Origin of the sequence: Shinella yambaruensis (assembly GCF_022899355.1) — a bacterium.
Lineage (GTDB): Bacteria > Pseudomonadota > Alphaproteobacteria > Rhizobiales > Rhizobiaceae > Shinella > Shinella yambaruensis.
Window position 1 is genome coordinate 472,491 of the sequence record NZ_JALJCK010000003.1, and the last position, 22,858, is coordinate 495,348.

Sequence of the window (22,858 nt, forward strand, 5' to 3'; positions counted from 1 at the left end):
CATGACCCTGCAATTCTCCCCCTTCCTGCCCTGGCTCGCCATCGCCGCGATCGGCCTTGTCGGCCTTGCGCTTGCCGCCCTCGGCTTCTGGCGCGGCCTGCGCGGCGCCGTCATCCGCGCGCTGGCGCTCGCCCTCCTGGTCTTCGCGCTCGCCAATCCGGTCTTCCTGCAGGAGGACCGCGAGGCGCTGTCGACCGTCGTGCCCGTCATCGTCGACCGCAGCCAGAGCCAGGACAACGAGCAGCGCACCGCCCAGACCAACGCCGCACTGGAAGGCCTAAAAGAACGCTTCGCCCGCTATCCCCGCATCGAGCCGCGCATCGTCGAAGCGGGCGACGACGGCACGTCGGACACGCCCTCCACCCGTCTCTTCGACGCCCTCAACGCGGCGATCGCCGATGTGCCGCGCTCGCGCGTCGGCGGCGCGATCCTCCTCACCGACGGCCAGGTGCATGACATTCCGGAGGCTTCCGCCTTCTCCAGCTTCGAGGCGCCGGTGCACGCGCTCGTCACCGGCCGGCCGGACGAGTTCGACCGCCGCATCGAGATCGTCAGCGCGCCGCGCTTCGGCATCGTCGGCGAGCCGCAGGAGCTGAAATTCCGTGTGGTGGACGACGGCGCCGGGCCCGGCGACACCGCCCGCGTGACCGTGCGCCTCAACGGCAACGAGATCGCCTCGGAAATCGCGCAGCCGGGCACCGAGCAGCCGCTCCGCTTCACCGTGCCGCGCGGCGGCAACAACATCCTGGAATTCGAGGTCGAGCCGGTCGAAGGCGAGATCACCACGGCGAACAACCGCGCCGTCCATGTCATCGAGGGTATCCGCGAGAACCTGCGCGTGCTGCTGGTCTCCGGCGAGCCGCATGCCGGCGAGCGCGCCTGGCGCAACCTTTTGAAGTCCGACACCGCCATCGACCTCGTGCACTTCACCATCCTGCGCCCGCCGGAAAAGCAGGATGGCACGCCGATCAACGAACTCTCGCTGATCGCCTTCCCGACGCGCGAACTGTTCGTCGACAAGATCAACGAGTTCGACCTCATCATCTTCGACCGCTACCAGCACCGCGGCGTGCTGCCGATCCTCTATTACGACAACATCGCGCAATATGTCGAAAACGGCGGCGCGCTGCTGATCGCCGCGGGGCCGGAGCATGCGGGCAACGATTCCATCGCCGGCACGCCGCTCTCTGTCGTGCTGCCGGCGAACCCGACCGGCGCGATGAACGAGGCGGCCTTCTACCCCCGCCTCTCGGACCAGGGCAAGAAGCACCCCGTCACCCGAGGCCTCGAAGGCGCGAACGAGGAACCGCCCCATTGGGGCCGCTGGTTCCGCACCGTCGACGTGCAGCGCCCGGACGGCAATGTCGTGATGGAGGCCAATGACGGCAAGCCCCTCCTCGTGCTGAACCGCGCCGGCAAGGGCCGCGTCGCCATGCTGCTTTCCGACCAGGGCTGGCTCTGGGCGCGCGGCTTCGAGGGCGGCGGCCCGCATGTCTCGCTCTACCGGCGCACCGCCCACTGGCTGATGCAGGAGCCGGCGCTGGAAGAGGAGGCGCTGACCGCGCGCACCTTCGGCCGCACGCTCCAGATCAACCGCCAGACGATCGGCGACGCACCCGGCGAGGCGACGCTGAAGCTGCCCTCCGGCGCGACGCAGCAGGTGACGCTGAGCGAGGCCGAGCCCGGCCTCTACCGCGCCGAGGTGCCGACGGCGGAGACCGGCCTCTACGAGATCACCAACGACGATCTCTCCGCTCTGGTGCATGTCGGCGCCGTCGATGCGCCGGAATTCAAGGCGACGATCTCGACCACCGAAAGCCTGAAGCCGCTCGCCGACGCCACCAAGGGCACGGTGCGCCGGCTGGTCGATGCGGAAGGCGAGACGGTTTCCCTGCCGCCGCTGCTGCCGGTGTCGGGCCAGGTGCGCACGGTCGACGAGAACCGCCTGTCGCTGCGCATGACGGACGAGACGGTGCTGAAGGGCATCAACTCGCTGCCGCTCTTCGCCGGTTTTGCCGGCGTCGGCCTCCTGCTGCTCGCCTTCTCGGCCATGTGGTATCGCGAAGGGCGATAGGCCCTCTGGCGTCGCGCCTGCCGTTCGGCTAGTCTCGCCGCACGGCCGGAGGCGGCCGGCAGACCCGCACCTTTTCCGAAGGCATGGCGAACGCCTCCCTGAAAACCTTTCACCACCGTTCATCGTTGGCGAAGGCGTCGGCAATGCGGGCACTGACGAAGACTTCGCCTTGAGACGAGGAACGGACATGCGCGATTTTCGCGACGCAAAAACCATGGCGAAAACCCTGCGGGAGGCGCTCGCCGCCCGCGCCATCAAGATCACCCACAGCGAAGCCCTCGAAATCGTCGCCCGCCAGTTCGGCGTCGAGACATGGAACATCCTGTCCGCCAGGATCGAGGCGAAGCCGGCGAACGGTATCGAATTCGAGCAGGCGGTGCCGATCGTGCGCATCTTCGATGTGCCGAAGGCGCACGAATTCTATCTCGGCTTCCTCGGCTTTACCGTCGATTGGGAGCATCGCTACGGCGAGAACTTTCCGCTCTATACGCAGATCTCGCGCGGCGGGCTCAGGCTGCACCTTTCCGAACATGCGGGCGATGCCACGCCCGGCGGCAACATGGTCGTCTACATGACCGGCATCCGCGCCTTCCAGAAGGAGCTGATCGGCAAGGACTACCGCTACATGAAGCCGGGGCTGGAGGACGAGGGTTCGCGGCTGGAGGTGACGGTGACGGACCCGTTCAACAACCACATCCGCTTCATGGAGTTGAAGGACTGAGAAAGCCCCTCATCCGGCTGCCGCCACCTTCTCCCCGCAAGCGGGGAGAAGGAAAATGCCGCGCCGCTTTCCTGAAAAGGGTAGCTCGATGGACAGGAGACGTTGCCAAGCCTCTCCTTCTCCCCGCTTGCGGGGAGAAGGTGCCGGCAGGCGGATGAGGGGCGCCTCTTAAATGCCGGCAGCAGTCCCCTCGTCACACCGCCACGCAATCACCCCCTTCAGCCGCTCATGCGTATCGGCCGCAAAGGGCATGACGAGCACGCGGGCGGGATCGACGGGGCCGGGGAAGGTCAGCGCGTTCCAGGCGACCTTCTCGAAGCCGAGCGGGCCGTAATAGGGCGGATCGCCGACAAGCACGACGGCTTCCGAGCCCTTGCGTTTTGCGGCGGCGCAGGCGATGCGCAGGAGCTCCCGGCCGATGCCCCGGTTCTTGTGCGAGGGCCTGACGGCGAGCGGGCCGAGAAGATGTCCCTTCACGCCGCCCGCCAGGACCGGCGTCATGCGCACCGAGGCGATCGTCTCTCCATCATCGGTACAGATGAAGGACAGCGACAGGTCGTGCGGCCCCTGCTCGCGGATGCGCGCAGCCGCGCGGACATGCCGGCCGGGGCCGAAGGCTTCTTCGTTGATGTGTTCGATGGCCGCGTCGTGGGAGGCATCTTCCGTCAGGTAGACGAGGTCGTGCTTGAGCATGTTCATGGATCGGGGAACCGGAGACGAAACGAGGGATGCGGGGGATCGCGCCACCGCCAGGGGGCGCAGCAGGAGCATCAGCGTCGTCGTGGGGTTCCGGTGTAGAACATGCGCGTTTCGTCTTCCCTGCCGGCGTGAGCGCCGGTGCTGGTCTGCGCGGATAGCAGAAATTTCGTGTCTGTCAAAGAGCAAAACGCACTGTTCATCAAAATGCACCTATCCACGTCCCGCCCATGCGCTCACTATGACCGCACGTTTTGGCCGCGAAGGGCCGCAGAAGGAGACCATCATGGGCATGCTCGTGGACGGCGTCTGGCATGACGTCTGGTATGACACGAAATCGACGAAGGGCCATTTCAAGCGCGCCGCCTCGCAGTTCCGCAACTGGATCACGCCGGATGGCGCCCCGGGGCCTTCGGGCGAAGGCGGCTTTGTCGCGGAGGCGGGACGCTACCACCTCTATGTCTCCTATGCCTGTCCCTGGGCACATCGCACACTGATCTTCCGCAGGCTGAAGAGGCTGGAGGACCTGATCACCGTCTCCGTCGTCGATCCGCTGATGCTGTCGAAGGGCTGGGAGTTCAAGGGCGAGAACGGCGGCACGCTCGATCCGCTGTTCGGCGCCGCCGCGCTCCACGAAATCTACCAGAAGGCCGATCCGCACTATTCCGGCCGCGTCACCGTGCCCGTCCTCTGGGACAAGAAGCAGAACCGGCTGGTCTCGAACGAATCGGCCGAGATCATCCGCATGTTCAATTCCGCCTTCGACGGCCTCACCGGCTCGCGCGACGACTACTATCCCGAGCCGCTGCGCGCCGAGATCGACGCCCTCAACGACGCGATCTACGACAGCGTCAACAACGGCGTCTACAAGGCCGGCTTCGCGACGACGCAGGAGGCCTACGAGGCCGCCGTGCAAAGGCTCTTCGAGATGCTGGACCAGCTCGAAGAACGGCTTTCGAAGAGGCGCTATCTCACCGGCGACCGCCTGACGGAGGCCGACTGGCGGCTCTTCACCACGCTGGTGCGTTTCGATCCGGTCTATGTCGGCCACTTCAAGTGCAATATCCGCCGCATCGCCGACTATCCGAACCTTTCCGGCTACCTGCGCGACCTGTACCAGGTGCCGGGCGTCGCCGGCACGGTGAACATGCGCCACATCAAGGAGCATTATTACCGCAGCCACACGACCATCAACCCGACGGGCATCGTGCCGGTCGGCCCGGAGCTCGACCTGACCGTGCCGCATGGCCGGGATCGGCTGAAAGCCGCCTGAACCTACCAGACGTCCGAAAACAGTGCCCGGCCGGCAAGCTCCTCCAGCCGCCTTCGGGTGGCGGCGGTCGTGTCGGCCGGCAGCGCGTCGAGCGCGAAGAAGCCGGCCTCGACGATCTCCCGGTCCTTCAGGCGCGGCGCCGACTGGGTGACGCCCTCGCAGCGATAGAGGAGGACATGGTCGCGCCTGCTGGTCTGCCGGTTGAAGTAGACGTGCACGAGCCGCGGCGGCGCCCCCAGGACGAGGTTGCCCTCCTCCCGCATCTCCTTGGCCAGCGCCTCCAGCGCCGTCTCGCCGCGCTCGATGCCGCCGCCCGGCAGGTGCCAGCCGGGCACGTAGCTGTGGCGCACGAGGAAGAGGCGGCCGGCCTCGTCGAAACAGGCGGCGCGCACGCCCATCGTCATGCCGCGGGAAAGCGCGAAATAGCCGTGCAGCACGCGCGTCGCGAGCCGCGTGAGGCGGCTGCGGGTCGGCGGGGCGGCGGGCTTGTCCTGGTCCATGGCGGCACTTCGCCGGAAGCGTTCGGCCAAATCAAGTCTCACCGCGCCAAAGGCCAGGGAATATCCACGCCTTGCGTTCCCCTTGCGCATCTTATGCTCTAAGGAAGGATATGTTCAGACTTGCCCATATATCGGACGTCCATCTCGGCCCGCTCCCCGCCCTCACCTTCCTGGAGCTTTTTTCCAAACGCATCACCGGCTTCGTCAACTGGCACCGCAACCGCCGCCGGCACCTCTTCGCCAACACGCTGGACATCGTGCTCGACGATATCGAGCGGCGCGATCCCGATCATCTGGCGATCACCGGCGACCTCGTGAACCTCGCCTCTTCGCTGGAAATCGCGGCCGTCAAGCACTGGCTGGCAGAGGCGGGCACGCCGGAAAACGTCTCGGTGGTTCCGGGCAACCACGACGCCTATGTGCCGGGCGCCTACGAAAAATCGACCAGGGCCTGGTATCCCTACATGCGCGGCGACAACGGGCCGGCCGAATGGCATGACGACTTCCACGTCTTTCCCTACATGCGGGTGCGCGATCAGGTGGCGATCATCGGCTGCTCGACGGCGGTCGCGACGCCGCCCTTTGCCGCCTCCGGCTATTTCGGCAGCCGCCAGGCCCGCGAGACCGTCAATCTCCTGCGGGCAGCCGAGGAGGCCGGCCTCTTCCGCGTCGTGCTGATCCATCATCCGCCGATTCGCGGCGCGACCTCGTTCCACAAGCGCATGATCGGCATCCGCCGCTTCGCCGCGACCGTCTCGACCGGCGGGGCGGATCTCGTGCTGCACGGCCACACCCACCTCAACACCGTGCACTGGCTGCCCGGACAGGCAAAGCAGATCCCGGTCGTCGGCATCGCCTCCGCCTCGCAGGGGCCGGGCGGCCACAAGCCGCCCGCCGGCTACAACCTGTTCTCGATCTCCGGCGCGCCGGGGAACTGGAACGTGATGCGCGAGCGATACGCCCTGACGCAGGACGGCCTGGCCCTGTCTCTCGCGGAAACCACGCGGTTCTGAAAAGCGCGAATAAAACCCCTCCTTCGCCCGTATCATCTTCTTAGAGCGGCCCGCCCTCCAGGGTCACCAGAGGGCCGGCCCGCTCCCGGACGGCCAGCGCCAGGCAGGCGAACGATCGAGAGGGAACCCATGACCATGCTCCGCCACACCATGCTGCTTTCATTCTGCGCCGCCGTCTCGCTGACGGCGCTGTCGGCCGCGCGCGCCGCCGATTCCGACACGACGACGCCACCGGTCGCGACCGAGACGACGACGACCTGCACCGACGGCAAGATCTGGAACGACGAGAAGAAGGAATGCGTCGCGCCGGAGGACCTGAAGCCGGCCGAGGGCACGGCGCCCGAGGACGAGGCGAAGGAGGAAGAACAGAAGAAGACCGAGCGCACGATCGACGACAAGCTCTACGAGGCGGCGCGCGAATTCGCCTATGCGGGCCAGCATGAGAACGCGCTGCGGGCGCTGCGCGCGGCCTATGACCAGGAGGACCCGCGCATCCTCAACTATATGGGCTACAACACCCGCAAGCTCGGCGACATGGCGCTGGGCATGACCTACTACGAGCGGGCGCTGCAGAAGGACGAGAACTACATCCTCGCCCGCTCCTATATGGGCCAGGCCCTGCTCGAACAGGGCGATGTCGAAGGCGCCCGCGTCCAGCTCGTCGAGATCCGCGACCGCGGCGGCGAGAATACCTGGGCCTATCGCGCGCTGCTTCAGTCGCTCGGCGGCGAGCGCACCACTTACTGACACATGGTTGGCGACGCCGTGCCAAAACGGCACGGCGCGGGCCAACAGGGGATCAATCTTGGAGGGAACGCGGGAAACTGCGCTCCCGGATGCCGTTCATGCTTGCAGACACTAGGAAGAATGTTTCATATCAGACGGTCGCCGCCCGCCCGGCAGCGAATAGAGTTTTGATCCCGAACGTTTCCTTGGAAAAGCAATGCGTCCGACGGCAGAATCGAATGAGTTCCGGCGAGAACTGGTCAATTTGCTGCCAAAGTTGCGCCGTTTCGCCATGACGCTGACGCGCAACGGCAGCGATGCCGACGACCTCGTACAGGAGGCATGCGAAAGGGCCATCACGCGGAGCCATCTGTGGAACGGGGAAGGCCGGCTGGAAAGCTGGGTTTATGCCATGACGCGCAATCTCTGGGTGGACGAGATCCGCAAGCGAAAGGTCCGCACAGGGTCCGGCACGGTAGATGTCGCCGAGCAGGATAGCCTGCATATCGAAGCGTCAGCCGACAAGGCGGTCTATGCCAAGCAGTTGCACAAGTTGATCATGACCATGCCGGAAGGTCTTTCGAGCGTCTTTCTCCTCGTCAATGTCGAAGGCCACAGCTATCGGGAGGCGGCGGATATTCTGGGCATACCGATCGGCACCGTGATGAGCCGGCTCTCGGCCGCCCGCATCCGCCTTGCGGCCATGATCTCCGAACAGATGGAAAGGAGGGCCTGATGGTGGAGAACACACAGGGTCTTCCGCTCGAAGTCCGCCTGTCGGCCTATCTCGACGGCCAGCTGCCGGAATCGGAAATGGACGAGATCAACGCGATCCTCGCCGAGAACGACGATGCGCGCATGGTCTTCGAGAAGCTGAAGCTCGGCAGCGAGTTCGGCGCCCGCGCCTTCGACAAGCTGCTGCAGGAGCCGATCCCGCTCGATCTGGTGCGCAACATCAAGGAGGCCGGCAAGAAGGACGACGAGCCGTCGCCGGCGGGTTTCGCCGCCATTCCGGTCGCCGCTGCCGCCCCGCGCCGTCCCTCGGCCTTCTGGCCGAAGGCACTCGCCGCCTCGCTCGTATTGTTCCTTGCCGGCGGTGCCGCCGGCTATCTCGTCGGCGAACGGCAGGACGGCGTGTCCCGGCTCGCCTCCAACCAGTTCGCCCCTGCCCGCACCTGGCTGGATGATATTGCCGACTACCATCGCATCTATGCCCGCCAGACACGCCATCTCGTGGAAGTGCCGGCAAGCGAGAAGGAGCATATCGTCGAATGGCTGACGGCCAGCACGGGCGTGCCCTTCACGCTGCCCGACCTTTCCGACCAGAACCTGACCTTCGAGGGCGCGCGCCTGCTGGTCGCCGGCGGCAAGCCGGCCGCCCAGCTTCTCTACCGCAATGCGCAGAACGAGGTCTTCGCCATCTGTTTCGTCCAGAGCGATCCGGTCGAAACCGTCACGGCCCTTGCCGAAAGCATGCGCAACGATATCGGCCTCGTCTCCTGGCAGAAGGGCAGCGCGTCCTATGTCGTGGTCGGCCCCTCTGCCGATCCAGCCCTCGAGCGCATCGCCGAGACGGTTTCCTCGACGATCTGAGCATCCGCGCAACAGGCGCCGCAGATCACGGACACCAAAAAGCCCGGCAGCATCGCTGCCGGGCTTTTTCTGTTCCGGGATCGTCGCGGCTCAGCCGCGGACGGCGAGCACGCGGTTGGCGGCCGAGACGATGGCTTCGAGCGAGGCCGTCACGATGTTCGTGTTGATGCCGACGCCGAACAGCTTGCCGCCCGGATGCTCGACTTCCACATAGGCGATGGCCGCCGCGTTGGAGCCGTGCTGGAGCGAGTGCTCGGAATAGTCCGCCACCGACATCGGGATGCCGAGATAGATCGACAGGGCATTGATGAAACCGTCGATCGGACCGGTCCCCTTGCCTTCGATGCGCTTCGTCTCGCCGCCGTCGGTGATCTCGGCGGCAACGATGCGCGTGCCCTTCTGGCCTGCGTCGTCCGGATAGGTGTGGTGGTCGACGAAGCGCAGGCGCGTTCCGGGCTGCGTGACGTAGCGCTGCATGAAGCTTTCATGGATGCGCTTCGACGGCAGCTCCACGCCCTCTTCGTCGGTGATGCGCTGGATCTCCTCGCGGAACTCCACCTGAAGGCTCCGCGGCAGGTTGATGCCGTAGTCCTCCTGCAGGATATAGGCGATGCCGCCCTTGCCGGACTGCGAGTTGATGCGGATGATCGCCTCGTAGGAGCGGCCGACGTCCTGCGGGTCGATCGGCAGGTAGGGCACTTCCCAGATCGGCTTGTTGGCTTGCCTGATGGCCTTCATGCCCTTGTTGATGGCGTCCTGGTGCGAGCCGGAGAAGGCGGTATAGACAAGTTCGCCGACATAGGGGTGGCGCTCGGGAATGGCCATCTCGTTGGAATATTCGTAGACCGCCTTGATGCGCTCGATGTCGGAGCAGTCGAGCTTGGGATCGACACCCTGCGTGTACATGTTCAAGGCCAGCGTCACGACGTCGACATTGCCCGTGCGCTCGCCATTGCCGAATAGCGTGCCCTCGACGCGGTCCGCGCCGGCCATCAGCGCCAGTTCCGTGGCGGCGATGCCGGTGCCGCGGTCATTGTGCGGGTGCAGCGAGATGATGACGTTCTCGCGGTTGTCGATGTTGCGGCACATCCATTCGATCTGGTCGGCATAGATGTTCGGCGTCGCCATCTCGACGGTGGACGGCAGGTTGAGGATCAGCTTGTTGTCCGCCGTCGGCCTGACGATCTCCACGACCGCATTGCAGATCTCCAGCGCCACTTCCAGCTCGGTGCCGGTGAAGCTCTCCGGCGAATATTCGAAACGGTAGCCGCCGCCGGCCTTGGCGGCCATGTCGGTGATCATCTTGGCGGCATCGGTGGCGATCTGCTTGATGCCGGCGACGTCCTTGCCGAACACCACGCGGCGCTGCAATTCGCTGGTGGAGTTATAGAAGTGGATGATCGGCTTGTGCGCACCTTCCAGGGCCTCGAAGGTGCGGGTGATCAGCTCCGGCCGGCACTGCACCAGCACCTGCAGGGACACGTCCTGCGGCACGTTGCCCTCCTCGACGCACCAGCGGGCGAAGTCGAAGTCGGTCTGCGAGGCGGAGGGAAAACCGATCTCGATTTCCTTGAACCCCATGTCGAGCAGCAGCTGGAACATGCGGGCCTTGCGGTCGTGGCCCATCGGGTTGATCAGCGACTGGTTGCCGTCGCGCAGGTCCACCGAACACCAGATCGGCGCTTGGGTGATCGTCTTGCCCGGCCAGGTGCGGTCCGGAATGTTGATCGCCGGATAGGCCTGGTACTTGACGGGCGCCTCGGGCATGCCCTGCTTGGGGGAATGGGTCTTCAAAATCATCGTCTTCGTCTCTTCGTCGTCCCGGCATTCGCGAAAGCGTCTTAGCGCAAGCGGGCGCATTTTGCGACGGCGAATGCTGGCCGTGGGCGGCCAAACCGGAATTAATGCATAGGGTGAAACGAGGAGCTATCGCCGGACGGGCTTTTCGGCCGCCGGGCGCTCCTCAGCGAACCCGGCAACCGCGCGTAAGGCCGAGAAGAAGAAGCGAGGAGAAGCCGCGCGAACGCTCGCGGACAGCTGCGCTGCCGCGGGAAACTCGTTCGATGATCTGTGCGCTGGTCTTCAACATGAGGCGTCTATACCGGCGGGTGGGAGAAAGCGCAAGCACCTCCAAAGAAAAAGCCCTCCGCAACGGGAGGGCTTCGCTTTTCTGCGAGGTCCGCAAACCTCTCTTTCGTCATGCTCGGGCCTGACCCGAGCATCCACACCACACCCGCCTTGTGGATCCTCGGGTCAGGCCCGAGGATGACGGAGAGGGTGGGGCAAGCGGCTGGAAAACCTCAGATATCCGCCTGCGAGGTCACGATGCGCGAAACGAGGCCGTAGCCCTTGGCTTCCTCTGCCGAGAGCCAATAGTCACGGTCCGTGTCCTTGGCGATCTTCTCGATCGGCTGGCCGGTGGCGTCGGCGAAGATCTTGTTCAGGCGCTCGTTCATCTTGATGATCTCGCGGGCCTGGATCTCGATGTCCGACGCCATGCCGCGGGTGCCGCCCGACGGTTGGTGCAGGAGAAAGCGGGTGTTCGGCAGGCAAAGGCGCTGTTCCTTCGGCGCGGCGACATAGATCAGTGCACCGGCCGAGGCGACCCAGCCCGTGCCGATCATCCAGACCTTCGGCTTGATGAACTTGATCATGTCGTGGATCGAATCGCCCGATTCGACATGGCCGCCGGGCGAATTCACGTAGATGCGGATGTCCTCGTCGCTGGCGGCGGCGAGCGCCACGAGCTGCGAGCAGACCTTCTGCGCCAGTTCCTGGTTGATCGGCCCGTAGATGAAGATCGAACGCGACTTGAAAAGATTCGCCTCCGTTTCCTTGCCCAGGGGCAGTTCCGTCTTCTTGTCGTCTTCGTCGCTCATCCAAAGTCTCCGGATTGCTCGTCAATAGTCCTGTCGCTGTCAGATAATGCGACTCACTGGCCAAGACAATGCAACAAAACCGATAAGGGGCGATAGAGCCTCGCCGCGCCACCGGAAAACAGGGTAAATGCGCCCGGCGCGTTGCGCACTTTGCGTATGGACTTGGCGCCGGCACCGCTCCTACGATGCGGCCTTATCGACAAAGGCGCCGGCCGCTCCCCAAGGCCGGCGGAACAGGGGACATCATGATCAGACGCATCCCGCTGGCGCTGGCCGCGCTCGCCGTCACGGCCGCACCGGCCTTCGCCCACCTCAATCCGGAAGAGCACGGCTCCTTCATGGCCGGGTTCTCGCATCCGCTCTTCGGCCTCGACCATATCCTCGTCATGGTCGCCGTCGGCCTCTGGGCGGCGCAGATCGGCGGCAAGGCGCTCTGGGGTGTGCCGGCCGCCTTCGTCGCCACCATGGCGATCGGCTTCGGCCTTGCGCTTGCGGGCGTCGATCTGCCCTTCGTCGAGCCGGCGATCCTCGCCTCGGTCGTCGCCCTCGGCCTGCTCGTGGCCATGGCGGTGAAACTCGACACGGCGGCCTCGGCCGCGATCGTCGCCGTCTTCGCGCTCTTCCACGGCCATGCCCATGGCGGCGAGCTCGGCAGCGCCGGCGCCCTCGAATTCGGCACCGGCTTCGTCGTCGCGACGGCGCTGCTGCACGTCGCCGGCATCGGCCTTGGCCTCGGCATCGCGCGCCTTTCGGGCGGCGGCGCAGCGGCGCGCATCCTCGGGGCCGTCACGGCGCTCGCCGGCCTCGTGCTCGCCTTCGGCTGACATCCGGGGGCGGCGGAAGAACCGCCGCCTTCACCCCCGCCCGCGATAGGGCTGCACGCCCTGCTCGGGGATCCACACGCCCTTCGGTGCATCGCCCGTCTGCCAGAACACATCGATCGGAATGCCGCCGCGCGGATACCAGTAGGCGCCGATGCGCAGCCATTTCGGCTCCAGCAGCCCGACGAGCCGCTTGGCGATGTCGATGGTGCAGTCCTCGTGGAAGGCACCGTGGTTGCGGAAGGAGTGCAGGTAGAGCTTCAGCGATTTCGATTCGACCAGCCAGCCGTCCGGGATGTAGTCGATGACGATATGCGCGAAATCCGGCTGGCCGGTCATCGGGCAGAGCGAGGTGAATTCCGGCGCCGTGAAGCGCACGACGAAATCCGTGCCTCCATGGTTGCTCGGCACCTTCTCCAGAACGGCGGCCTCCGGGTTGGACGGCAGGTCGACCGCCTGGCCGAGCTGCGACAGTCCCGATACGTCAGTCTTGCTCATTGTGAACCTCTTCGATCTTCACCTTGATTCCATGCGCCTTTTCGGTCTCCGGCTCGACATGGATGGCGATCTGCGCGCCGGGCTGCACGGCACGGATGGCATCCTCGAGCCGGTCGCAGATGTCATGCGCCTCGCCCACGGGCATTCGCGCCGGCACGACGAGATGGAAGTCGACGAAGGTCGCCGCCCCGGCCCTGCGCGTCTTCAGGTCGTGCACGCCGAGGGAGCCCGCGCCATGCGCGGCGATCGCCGCCTGGATGGCCTCGGCCTCCTCCGGCTCGACCGCATGGTCCATCAGGCCATCGACCGAATGGGCAATGACCCTCCAGCCCTGGTAGAGGATGTTGAGCGCGACGAGCACGGCCAGCAGCGGATCGAGCACCGCATAGCCGGTGGCGATGGCGAGAAGGAGGCCGACGAGCACGCCCGCCGACGTGACCACATCCGACAGGATATGCTGCCCATCCGCCGAAAGCGCCGGCGAGCGATAGCGTTTTCCCGCGCGAATGAGGATGAAGGCCCAGGCCGCGTTGATGACGCCCGCAAGGAAGTTGATGGCAAGACCCAGTGCCGGCGCCTCCATCGGCGCGGGCGCAAGCACCGCCGGCGCCGCCTCCGCGACGATCAGCAGCGCCGCGACCACGATCAGCACGCCCTCCAGGACCGCCGAGAGATATTCCGCCTTGTGGTGGCCGAAGGGATGAGTCTTGTCCGCGGGTTTTGCCGCATAGGTGATCGCCGCGAAGGCGACGATGGCGGCGACCACGTTGACGCTCGATTCCAGCCCGTCGGAGAGGAGCGCCACGGAGCCCGTCACCCACCAGGCGATGAGCTTCAGCCCCATCACGAAAAGCGAGAGCGGAATGCCCCAGAGCGCCAGCCGCTTGACCCGATCCGAATTTTCCATGCCATTCTCCATGCGCATGCAACCGAGTTGCAAAAAGCCTGGTCCATCAACGCAAAACCGCGCGCACGGGGACGTGCACGCGGTTTTCTCTTGGCGTCGGTATCGGCCAGTTCGGCCGTTTTGTCAAAGCCTCAGGCGGCTTTTATCTTCGCTTTCTTGGAAAGGTGGGCGACCACGTTCTCGATCATCCGCATGCCGGCGTCCTGGCCGAGCGTCATGATCGATTCGGGATGGAACTGCACGGCGGCGACCGGCTCGCTGGCATGCTCGATGCCCATGATCGTGCCGTCTTCGCTCTCCGCCGTGATGATGAAATCGCGCGGCAGCGTGGCGGGGTCGGCGAAGATCGAGTGGTAGCGCCCGACCGTCACCTCGCGGCCGAGGCCGGAGAAGACGATGCCCGGCTCCAGCACGCGGATGCGCGAGGGCTTGCCGTGCATGGGAATGGCGAGCTGGCGCAGCTCCCCGCCATAGGCCTCGGCGAGCGCCTGCAGGCCGAGGCAGACGCCGAAGATCGGCAGGCTGCGCGCCCGCGCCTTCTTGATCGTCGCCTTGCAGTCGAAATCCTTCGGGCTTCCCGGGCCGGGCGAGAGCACGACGAGATCCGGCTTGATGCGGTCGAACACCTCTTCGGGAACCGGCGTGCGCACGGTCGTCACATTCGCGCCCGTCTGGCGGAAATAGTTGGCGAGCGTGTGGACGAAACTGTCCTCGTGGTCGACGAGCAGGATGTTCACGCCCGCGCCCACGGCCGCGACGTCGCGCTGCACCTTGGCGGAGTTGCCGGACTTGGCGTCGCGGATGGCTGCGATCATGGCGGAGGCCTTCAGTTCGGTTTCGGCTTCTTCTTCCTGCGGATTGGAATCGTAGAGCAGCGTCGCCCCGGCGCGCACCTCTGCAATGCCGTCCTTGATACGGATGGTGCGCAGCGTGAGGCCGGTGTTCATGTCGCCGTTGAAGCCGACCATGCCGATCGCCCCACCATACCATGCGCGCGGACTCTTCTCATGCGCCTCGATGAAGCGCATCGCCCAGAGTTTCGGCGCGCCGGTGACCGTGACGGCCCAGGCATGCGAGAGGAAGCCGTCGAAGGCGTCCATGTCGTCGCGCAGGCGCCCCTCGATATGGTCGACCGTGTGGATGAGGCGCGAATACATCTCGATCTGCCGGCGGCCGATGACCTTGACCGACCCCGACTCGCAGACGCGGCTCTTGTCGTTGCGGTCCACGTCCGAGCACATGGTGAGCTCGGATTCGTCCTTCTTGGAGTTGAGCAGCTTCAGGATCTGTTCCGAATCGGCGATCGGATCGTCGCCCCGCTTGATCGTGCCGGAGATCGGGCAGGTCTCGATGCGCCGGCCGGAGACGCGCACGAACATTTCCGGCGAGGCGCCGACGAGATATTCCTGGTTGCCGAGATTGATGAAGAAGGAATAGGGCGACGGGTTGATCGCCTTGAGGCGGCGGGAGATTTCCGACGGCTTGCTCTCGCACCGCTCGAAAAACTTCTGGCCGGGCACCACCTCGAAGAGGTCGCCGCGGCGAAAACTCTCCTTGGCCTTGACCACCAGCTCGGCATATTCGCCGGGACGATGGTCGCCATGCGGCGGGATCACGTCGACGGTCTGGAACGGCTCCGGCGCGATCGCCTCGCCCCTGCCCTCCGTCGAAAGCCCGTCCTTGGCGAAATCGTAGCGGTCGATCCAGGCCTTGGCGGCGTAGTGGTCGACGACGAGGATCTCGTCCGGCAGGAACAGCACCATGTCGCGCTGGTCGTCCGGCCGCGTCAGCTTCAGGTCGATCGCATCGAACTGGAAGGCGAGGTCGTAGCCGAAGGCGCCGTAGAGGCCGAGGCTGGCATCCTGGTCCGAATGGAAGAGGTCGGTGACGGCGCGCAGCACCGTGAAGACCGTCGGCATCTTGGAGCGCTCTTCCTCGGTGAAGACCCGGTCGGGCAGCTTCACCTCGAGATCGAGCCGGTTTTCCGTGCGGGCGCCGAGCGCGAGTTCCGGCACATCCGCCAGGCGGTCGGCGATGAGGGAAAGCAGCACCGTGCCGCGGGCATTATAGGCCTCGATCCAGACGGCGCGGCCGAAGGAGGAAATGGCGAGCGGCGGATCGACGACGGCGGTGTCCCAGCGGGTATAGCGGCCGGGATATTCGTAGTTCGACGAGAAGACCGCGCCGCGCCGTTCGTCGAGCTTGTCGACATAGGCGGAAATCGCATGCGCATAATCGGCGGCGCGGCGGCGGCGCGTGACGGTCACCCCGCCCTTCGTCTCGTAGGCTTCGGCGCCGTCTTCCAGGATTTTCGTGGCCATTCCCCAACTCCGTTTCAGGCCCGTTTCGCTCAAGACGGCCCAAAAGAAAAAGCCGCCTCGAAGGTTTCGGGCGGCTTGTCGTCTCAATCACGCATGACTGGTCAAGGCCGCCTCAGCGAGCCCACCACCAGCCAGCGATGATGATCATCTTTTCCATGAGCGGAGTGTTAGCGTGAAGTGCGGGCGTACGCAAGACCGATTGCGACGGCCCCGATACCACTTTCCGGATGTTGCGCCTCCGCATCACCGGCCGTTGCGCTTGCTGCGCGAGGAAACGGCACGGTGAAACAATCTGTCAATATGGCGAATTTTCGCCATGTTCGGAAGTTTGCTCCTTTTGTGAGCGCATGCTAATGGCAGCGCCCCAGACATCGACATCAAGGCATGAAACCCATGGTCTCCATCATGGTGGAACAGTTCCGCGAAATGCAGGTCCTGCTCGCGGAAACGATCGCAGATTATGAAACGCCGGAGTTCAAGGGACTGGACGGCAGGATCGCCCGCGCCTTCGACACCATCTATCGGCACGACCCGCGCGATGCCGCCGAAGCCTGCACCATGGTGCGCTTCTTCCTCGACATCATCGAGGACAATGACAGCGGCGACAGCATCCATCTCATCCAGCGCGTGCGCACGATCATAAACGACTGCGCCGGCCGCTGTCCGCCGGCAATGGAAATCACCCACGGCGCGGGCATCTGACCGCTCAACCGGCAACCAAATCGGTTTTCCGGCGTTTCCTCGCTGATCTTGTCAGCCGGGAGACGGAACCATCGCCACGCTGCCTCGCCCAGACCCCTTCCGCGTTCCTTCGCCCCGTGGAAACAGGCCCGCTCCCGGTTTTCATGCAAAACCGCTGCGCATTTTCGCTGGGATTGTCCTGGCCCTCTTCGCCGCCGCCCTCATCCTGGCCGGCGCTGCCGACCTGCCGGAGGAAGGCCCACTTCCCGTCACAAGGCCGGAGCAGACGGCCGGCGACGATGCCGAAAAGGCGCCGCCGGAAACGATCGAATCCGGGCAGAAGCTGAAGGACGACGCGGAGAAGGCGAAGGAACGCCCCCGGGAGGACGACGGGCAGGAGGCCGCCTGCCGGGTGGCGCTGAAGGCCATCGGCGCCCTTTTCGAGGAGGCACCCGCCGTCGACGACGGCAAGGCCTGCGGCATCGACAGGCCCGTCCTGCTCAAGGGCCTGCCGGGCGGCATCAAGGTCGAGCCCGCGGCGACGATCCGTTGCGAGACCGCGCTGCAGCTTGCCCGCTGGATGGAGGGATCGGTGAAACCGTCCCTTGAGGCCGCCATGCCGGGCGAGGCCATCACCGTACTCTCCCAAGCCTCGGCCTATGTCTGCCGCAACCGCAATGGTGCGGACGAGGGCAGGATTTCCGAGCATGCCTTCGGCAATGCCGTCGACATTGCCGGCTTTGCACTGAAGAGCGGCAAGACCGTCACAATCCGCCCGGCGGACAAGGAGCCGACGCTGGAAGGCGCCTTCCAGCGCGCGATCACGGAGGCGGCGTGCCTCTACTTCACCACGGTGCTCGACCCCGGCAGCGACGCCGCGCACCAGAACCACCTGCATCTCGACGTGAAGGAGCGGCGCGGCGGCTACCGCTATTGCTGGTAGATGCGATTATATTTCGCCCCGCTCCTGAAAAGGCCGGGCGGCAGCGCCTATGTCAGGCATGGCCACTTGTGGCCATCCGCCATTCCCGCCCAACAAGGTTCCCGCCATGTCCATCCCCCCCTACGACCTCTCCATCCCCGCCTTCCAGCGCGGTTTCGCCGTGCTTTCCAAGCTGCTCGACAAGGCCGAGGCCTTCGCCGAGGAAAGGAAGATCAAGCCGGAGATCCTGGTCAACGCCCGCCTTGCGCCGGACATGCTGCCGCTCGCCGGCCAGATCCAGCGCATGAGCGACACCGCCAAGGGTGCGGCCGCCCGCCTGACCGGCACGGAGGCGCCAAGCTTTGCCGACGACGAGACGACGCTCGCCGACCTGCGCGTCCGTATCGCGAACACCGTGTCCTATCTTGCCACCGTGCCGGAATCCGCCTTTAAGGGCGGGGCGGAACGCACCGTCGTGGTGAAGACGCGCGGCGGCGAGACGAGCTATGCCGGCAAGGACTATCTCCTCACCTTCGCCCTGCCGAACTTCTATTTCCACCTGACCACCGCCTACGCGATCCTGCGCCACAACGGCGTTCCCGTCGGCAAGCTGGATTATCTCGGCCGGACCTGAACGGGCCGAGCGGCGTACTGTTCCTCGGACCTCATTGTCAAAAACCTCCCCCCAACCACCACCGTCATCCTCGGGCTTGACCCGAGGATCCATGTCACACGGCACGCCCTGGATTGGACGGGTGGATCCTCGGGTCAAGCCCGAGGATGACGAAGGAGAAGGCGCGGCTTGAGTGTCCAAGGGCCGATACGACGAAGCGACCAAGCGCCCGGAAGGGTCTTGCCTCGCCTCAGAACAACCCCTCGATGAACCCCTCCTCGTTGAGGAAGATCCTCTCCGACGACGGTACCTTCGGCAGGCCGGGCATGGTCATGATCTCGCCGGTGATGACGACGACGAAGCCGGCGCCGGCCGAGAGTCGCACCTCGCGCACCGGCACCGTATGACCGGAGGGCGCACCGCGCAGGTTCGGATCGGTCGAGAAGGAATATTGCGTCTTGGCCATGCAGACCGGCAGGTTGCCGTAGCCCTGCTCCTCCCAGATGCGCAGCTGGTCGCGCACCGACTTGTCCGCGATCACCTCGCCGGCATGATAGATGTCCTTGGCGATGGTCTCGATCTTCTGGAAGAGCGGCATCTCGTCCGGATAGAGCGGCGAGAACTGCGACAGGCCGGATTCGGCAAGCTCCACCACCTTGCGTGCCAGGTCCTCGATGCCGGCCGAGCCGCGCGCCCAGTGACGGCAGAGGATCGCCTCTGCTCCGAGCGTCGCGACATAGTCCTTCACCGCCTGGATTTCCGCATCCGTGTCCGAGATGAAATGGTTGATGGCGACCACGACGGGCACGCCGAACTTCTTGACGTTCTGCACGTGGCGGCCGAGGTTGGCGCAGCCCTTCTTCACCGCGTCGATATTCTCCCGGCCGAGATCGTCCTTCTTCACCCCGCCGTTCATCTTCATGGCGCGCACGGTGGCGACGATGACCGCCGCATCCGGCTTGAGCCCGGCCTTGCGGCACTTGATGTCGAAGAACTTCTCCGCCCCGAGATCGGCGCCGAAGCCGGCCTCCGTCACCACATAGTCGGCAAGCCTCAGCGCCGTCGTGGTGGCGACGACCGAGTTGCAGCCATGGGCGATGTTGGCAAAGGGACCGCCATGCACGAAGGCGGGATTGTTCTCCAGCGTCTGCACGAGGTTCGGCTGCATGGCGTCCTTCAGGAGCACGGTCATCGCGCCGTCCGCCTTGATGTCGCGGGCGAAGACCGGCGACTTGTCGCGGCGATAGCCGACGATGATGCTGCCGAGGCGCTTTTCGAGGTCCTTCAGGTCGGTCGCAAGGCAGAGGATCGCCATGACCTCCGAGGCGACCGTGATATCGAAACCCGTTTCGCGCGGATAGCCGTTGGCGACGCCGCCGAGCGAGGCAACGATGTGGCGCAGCGCGCGGTCGTTCATGTCCATGACGCGCCGCCAGGCGATGCGGCGGATGTCGATGTTCTGCTCGTTGCCCCAGTAGATATGATTGTCGATAAGCGCGGAAAGCAGGTTGTGCGCCGAGGTGATGGCGTGGAAATCGCCGGTGAAGTGGAGGTTCATGTCCTCCATCGGCACGACCTGCGCATAGCCGCCGCCGGCCGCCCCGCCCTTCACGCCGAAGCAGGGCCCGAGCGAGGCTTCGCGGATACAGGTGATCGCCTTCCTGCCGATGCGATTGAGGCCGTCGCCGAGGCCGACCGTCGTCGTCGTCTTGCCCTCGCCTGCCGGCGTCGGGTTGATCGCGGTGACGAGGATCAGCTTGCCGTTCTTCCTGCCTTTCTGCGCGGCGATGAATTCGGCACTGATCTTCGCCTTGTCATGGCCGTAGGGCAGCAGGTGCTCGGGCGGAATGCCGAGCTTCTCACCGATCTCCAGGATCGGTCTTTTCTTGGCGGCGCGGGCAATTTCGATATCGGATTTCACGTCGGCCATGCGGTGTCGCTCCCTCTCGGCACAGCTACCGCAACCGGGTCTCCTCCCCTGACGGCGGTGCTTCCTTCATTATCTGCCGCGCCATTTCATCGTGAAGCCGGGGGCAATGCCACACCGGGTTTTGCCGCTTGCTAGACCAGAAACGACATGGGGGGATAAATTTGCGGCGAATAGCGAATAGCGAATAGCGAATAGCGAAAGAGATCGCGCCCCTATTCGCTATTCGCAACTCCCTATTCGCTCCCTACCGCGCCAGCACGTCGCGCATCTCGACGAGATTGGACCGCACGCGCAGGACATAGAAGCCCATCGTGGCAAGATGCGTTGGCATGATCCAGCCGTCCTCGCGGCCGTTGGAGATGATCGCCGGCTGGATGTTGAGGGCGGACCGCAGCTGCTTGATGCTTTCCGTCCAGAGCGGCTCGATGCCGCGCAGCCTGATGACCGCATCGAAATCCGCGCCGGCGGCCGAAAGGATGCCGTAATAGCCGTAGAGCTGGCCATAGGCGAACCAGTAGCGGTCGTCCGCACGCGTATCGAACCAACCGCCATTGTGGAACTCCGACCGTTCGCGAATGATCGCGGAGGTCGAGCCGATGTCGTTGGCGATGCGGTCGAGGAATTCGATCAGGTTGTCCGAACGGCCGTCGAAGATCGCCTCGCAGGATTCCAGCGCGGCGTTGAACTTGCGCAGGTCCGCCATCGCCGTGCGGTAATAGGTCGGCGTCGGCGTCTTCGGCAGCAGCGAATCCGAGCCGAAATACCAGGTCTCCTCATCGAACTGGATATTGCCGCGGGCCCGCTGGAGGTCGGCGTTGATGCCAGAGGTGCCGCGCACGCGGCCGAGCGAATCGACGAGCTCGACCGCCGTGCGGCGGACCGCCTGGTTGATGCCGCGCTGGAACGAGGCCTTGTTGTCGAACCAGGGCGTACGGTCCCAGTCGAGCCCGAAAAGGCCGAGCTTGTAGAGCAGCATGGACGAAATCCAGGCATTCTGGTTGACGTTGTAGTCGATGAGGTCGGCCGTCACATCGACGATGGCCGAGCGCACGCAGGTCTTCGGCTCCGGCTCGGCGACCTCGCCCGCTGCCGGCGTGGTCGCCTGCCCGCCCGATGCGCTGCCGGCATCCTGCTTGCGCTGGGCGAGATTGTAGGCGTTCACGTAGTCCGGGCTGAAGCCGGTCCACATCTGGGTCTGCCAGATGAAATAGGCGTAGAAGCCGACAAGCAGGAGCAGGCCGATGCCGATCGGCCCCTTGATGATCCAGCCGCGCGCCCGATACCAGTTCGTCACCGTCATGAACGGCCAGAGGATCCAGGCGATCACGAGGCCGATGCCCCGGCCGATGGCCGCGAAGATGCGTTGGAAAAACGCGACAATCGGGTCAAGCATTAGGGTCGTCCTCTCTGATGCCGAAAAGTTTCCTGCGGAAGGCAGCCTTGTCCTGCAGATAGGTCCGCGTCAACGTCGCCACAACATAGGCGCGGAACTTTTCGCTGTAGTGTTCGTAGGCGGCGTAGAACCCCTGCTTGTCGAAGACGAAGCGGGAGACGAAATCATAAGGAACCATCTGTGAAATCAGGCGGTTGACCAGCCACTGGTCCGGATGCTCGGGCGCTGCGCGCACCAGCATGAAGCGCCGCTGCGGCGGCACTTCGGCGATCTTGATCTCCCCCGTCGATGCGAGCGTTCGGATCGCCTCCTGCAGGAAGGGATAGGTGCCGTCGCGCGCCATGAGCTCGGCATTGCGATGCATCCAGGTCTGCAGCCAGATGCGGTCTGCCTTTTCGAGATCGGCGGTCGGATCACCCCGGTTGACGAGGCCGACCACCGTCATCTCCGCCCGGTGCTGGAAGAGGCCCGACGGCTCCACCCAGGAGGCGCGCGGCAGTTCCAGCCGCTTCGTGGAGGCCAGGAAATCGAAGATACGCTTGTGGTCGTCGAGCGCGATATAGCTCACCTGCCAGGGCCGGGAACGGCGGAAGCCCGGCACGGTCGGGTCGCAGATGACCGTCGTCGTCTTGTCGTCGAGGAAGACGTAGACGCCGCCGAAATGGTTCGCCCAGTAGGCCTCGTGGCGGAAGACGAGCTGGTCGGGCACCAGCGCGTTCTGGCGGATGTCGCCGGTCTGTTTCGCCAATTCCACCATGCGGTTGAGCATGGCATCGTCCGCCCAGGCATTCGGCACGGTCTTCAGCCGGTCGACGAGGCCGCGCAGCTCCCCCGCCTTGCCGAGCATGTCCTCGGCCGACAGGACCTTGAAGCGCACCTCGTTGATCGAGAGCAGGTCGTCGATGTCGTTGACGACGGAGACGGAGTCCTCGATCTCGCCATAGAGCGCATCGCGGATGGTGATGGCGTTGATCGCCCGGGCGTTGGCCGAGAAGAACTCGTGCATCAGCGCCGCGGTGTTGGAAAAGCTCGTATGCACGACCGGCAGGTTCACCTGCTCCGGCGTCATGATGATGAAGCGACGGTTGACGCGGTTCGGATCGAGATAGTCCCGATCGCCGAGCTCGTCGGCGATCTCCGGCGAAAAGCCGGTCATGTCGATGCGGAAGCTGGGAAGCGCCGTGCGGCGCATGCCGAACCCGTCGAGCGCCTTGTTGTAGCGCTCCACCAGATGCGGCTCATCGACCGGCAGCAGCCGGCCATAGATCAATTCGGCTTCGAGGAGGCGTTTCATGCG

21 protein-coding genes are annotated in these 22,858 nt (G+C 65.1%); 11 read left to right on the forward strand and 10 right to left on the reverse strand.

Features of this window, described 5'->3' with window-relative positions; all coding sequences use genetic code 11:
• The first annotated feature begins 1 nt into the window (after position 1).
• Both MUU56_RS09450 and MUU56_RS09455 read left to right on the forward strand, forming a co-directional pair.
• Positions 2-2,074: a hypothetical protein gene (locus tag MUU56_RS09450; RefSeq protein WP_244767050.1), complete on the forward strand. Its 2,073-nt coding sequence runs from the start codon at positions 2-4 to the stop codon at positions 2,072-2,074.
• Between the two features lie 187 nt (positions 2,075-2,261).
• Positions 2,262-2,795 (forward strand): glyoxalase superfamily protein, encoded by a 534-nt coding sequence (locus MUU56_RS09455; RefSeq protein ID WP_244767051.1) that lies wholly within the window; start codon positions 2,262-2,264, stop codon positions 2,793-2,795.
• Positions 2,796-2,963: 168 nt separating this feature from the next.
• Here MUU56_RS09455 and MUU56_RS09460 read toward each other — a convergent pair whose 3' ends face one another.
• Positions 2,964-3,566, reverse strand: a complete 603-nt coding sequence (locus tag MUU56_RS09460) for a GNAT family N-acetyltransferase (protein WP_398431079.1) — start codon at positions 3,564-3,566, stop codon at positions 2,964-2,966.
• A 211-nt stretch (positions 3,567-3,777) separates the two neighbouring features.
• On the opposite strand from MUU56_RS09460, the gene MUU56_RS09465 reads away from it, so the two are divergent.
• Positions 3,778-4,764 carry a glutathione S-transferase family protein gene (locus MUU56_RS09465; RefSeq protein WP_244767053.1) on the forward strand — a complete coding sequence of 329 codons (987 nt, stop codon included), beginning with the start codon at positions 3,778-3,780 and terminating at the stop codon, positions 4,762-4,764.
• Positions 4,765-4,766: 2 nt separating this feature from the next.
• On the opposite strand, the gene MUU56_RS09470 is transcribed toward MUU56_RS09465, so the two are convergent.
• The gene (locus MUU56_RS09470; protein WP_244767054.1) at positions 4,767-5,264 is read right to left on the reverse strand and encodes an NUDIX domain-containing protein; all 498 of its coding nucleotides are present in this window, start codon (positions 5,262-5,264) and stop codon (positions 4,767-4,769) included.
• Between the two features lie 110 nt (positions 5,265-5,374).
• Here MUU56_RS09470 and MUU56_RS09475 point away from each other — a divergent pair, with 110 nt between their 5' ends.
• The 4 genes from MUU56_RS09475 (at position 5,375) to MUU56_RS09490 (ending at position 8,596) form a co-directional block, all read left to right on the forward strand.
• Positions 5,375-6,277, forward strand: a complete 903-nt coding sequence (locus MUU56_RS09475; protein WP_244767055.1) for a metallophosphoesterase family protein — start codon at positions 5,375-5,377, stop codon at positions 6,275-6,277.
• Between the two features lie 129 nt (positions 6,278-6,406).
• On the forward strand, positions 6,407-7,024 hold the full coding sequence (locus MUU56_RS09480) for a tetratricopeptide repeat protein (protein WP_398431075.1): 618 nt from the start codon (positions 6,407-6,409) through the stop codon (positions 7,022-7,024).
• 196 nt (positions 7,025-7,220) lie between these two features.
• Entirely contained in the window at positions 7,221-7,739 is a 519-nt protein-coding gene (locus tag MUU56_RS09485) for an RNA polymerase sigma factor (protein WP_024270476.1), read from the forward strand.
• A complete protein-coding gene (locus tag MUU56_RS09490) occupies positions 7,739-8,596 on the forward strand; it encodes an anti-sigma factor family protein (protein WP_244767056.1) in 858 nt (285 codons plus the stop codon). The genes MUU56_RS09485 and MUU56_RS09490 overlap by 1 nt, the downstream gene beginning before the upstream one ends.
• Before the next feature lie 90 nt (positions 8,597-8,686).
• Here MUU56_RS09490 and leuA read toward each other — a convergent pair whose 3' ends face one another.
• Entirely contained in the window at positions 8,687-10,396 is a 1,710-nt protein-coding gene (leuA, locus tag MUU56_RS09495) for a 2-isopropylmalate synthase (RefSeq protein WP_244767057.1), read from the reverse strand.
• 500 nt (positions 10,397-10,896) lie between these two features.
• Positions 10,897-11,475 carry an ATP-dependent Clp protease proteolytic subunit gene (locus MUU56_RS09500; RefSeq protein WP_117366840.1) on the reverse strand — a complete coding sequence of 193 codons (579 nt, stop codon included), beginning with the start codon at positions 11,473-11,475 and terminating at the stop codon, positions 10,897-10,899.
• A gap of 245 nt (positions 11,476-11,720) precedes the next feature.
• Here MUU56_RS09500 and MUU56_RS09505 point away from each other — a divergent pair, with 245 nt between their 5' ends.
• Positions 11,721-12,299, forward strand: coding sequence for a HupE/UreJ family protein (locus MUU56_RS09505; RefSeq protein WP_244767058.1), 579 nt, complete (start codon positions 11,721-11,723; stop codon positions 12,297-12,299).
• Between the two features lie 30 nt (positions 12,300-12,329).
• On the opposite strand, the gene queF is transcribed toward MUU56_RS09505, so the two are convergent.
• From queF to MUU56_RS09520, 3 genes are all read right to left on the reverse strand, one after another.
• Positions 12,330-12,794, reverse strand: coding sequence for a preQ(1) synthase (queF, locus tag MUU56_RS09510; protein WP_244767059.1), 465 nt, complete (start codon positions 12,792-12,794; stop codon positions 12,330-12,332).
• Entirely contained in the window at positions 12,781-13,701 is a 921-nt protein-coding gene (locus tag MUU56_RS09515; protein WP_244767060.1) for a cation diffusion facilitator family transporter, read from the reverse strand. The genes queF and MUU56_RS09515 overlap by 14 nt, the downstream gene beginning before the upstream one ends.
• Positions 13,702-13,832: 131 nt before the next feature.
• Positions 13,833-16,022, reverse strand: a complete 2,190-nt coding sequence (locus tag MUU56_RS09520; RefSeq protein ID WP_244767061.1) for an anthranilate synthase — start codon at positions 16,020-16,022, stop codon at positions 13,833-13,835.
• 384 nt (positions 16,023-16,406) lie between these two features.
• On the opposite strand from MUU56_RS09520, the gene MUU56_RS09525 reads away from it, so the two are divergent.
• The 3 genes from MUU56_RS09525 (at position 16,407) to MUU56_RS09535 (ending at position 18,259) form a co-directional block, all read left to right on the forward strand.
• A complete protein-coding gene (locus tag MUU56_RS09525; protein WP_244767062.1) occupies positions 16,407-16,724 on the forward strand; it encodes a hypothetical protein in 318 nt (105 codons plus the stop codon).
• Positions 16,725-17,115: 391 nt separating this feature from the next.
• Positions 17,116-17,646: an extensin-like domain-containing protein gene (locus MUU56_RS09530; RefSeq protein ID WP_317633298.1), complete on the forward strand. Its 531-nt coding sequence runs from the start codon at positions 17,116-17,118 to the stop codon at positions 17,644-17,646.
• Between the two features lie 106 nt (positions 17,647-17,752).
• The gene (locus MUU56_RS09535; protein ID WP_244767063.1) at positions 17,753-18,259 is read left to right on the forward strand and encodes a DUF1993 domain-containing protein; all 507 of its coding nucleotides are present in this window, start codon (positions 17,753-17,755) and stop codon (positions 18,257-18,259) included.
• A 229-nt stretch (positions 18,260-18,488) separates the two neighbouring features.
• Here MUU56_RS09535 and MUU56_RS09540 read toward each other — a convergent pair whose 3' ends face one another.
• The 3 genes from MUU56_RS09540 to MUU56_RS09550 form a co-directional block, all read right to left on the reverse strand.
• Positions 18,489-20,168 (reverse strand): formate--tetrahydrofolate ligase, encoded by a 1,680-nt coding sequence (locus MUU56_RS09540; RefSeq protein ID WP_244767064.1) that lies wholly within the window; start codon positions 20,166-20,168, stop codon positions 18,489-18,491.
• A gap of 244 nt (positions 20,169-20,412) precedes the next feature.
• The gene (locus MUU56_RS09545) at positions 20,413-21,561 is read right to left on the reverse strand and encodes a DUF2333 family protein (RefSeq protein WP_244767065.1); all 1,149 of its coding nucleotides are present in this window, start codon (positions 21,559-21,561) and stop codon (positions 20,413-20,415) included.
• A complete protein-coding gene (locus tag MUU56_RS09550; RefSeq protein WP_244767066.1) occupies positions 21,554-22,855 on the reverse strand; it encodes a DUF6638 family protein in 1,302 nt (433 codons plus the stop codon). Before MUU56_RS09550 ends, MUU56_RS09545 begins: the two co-directional genes overlap by 8 nt.
• Positions 22,856-22,858 lie beyond the last annotated feature (3 nt).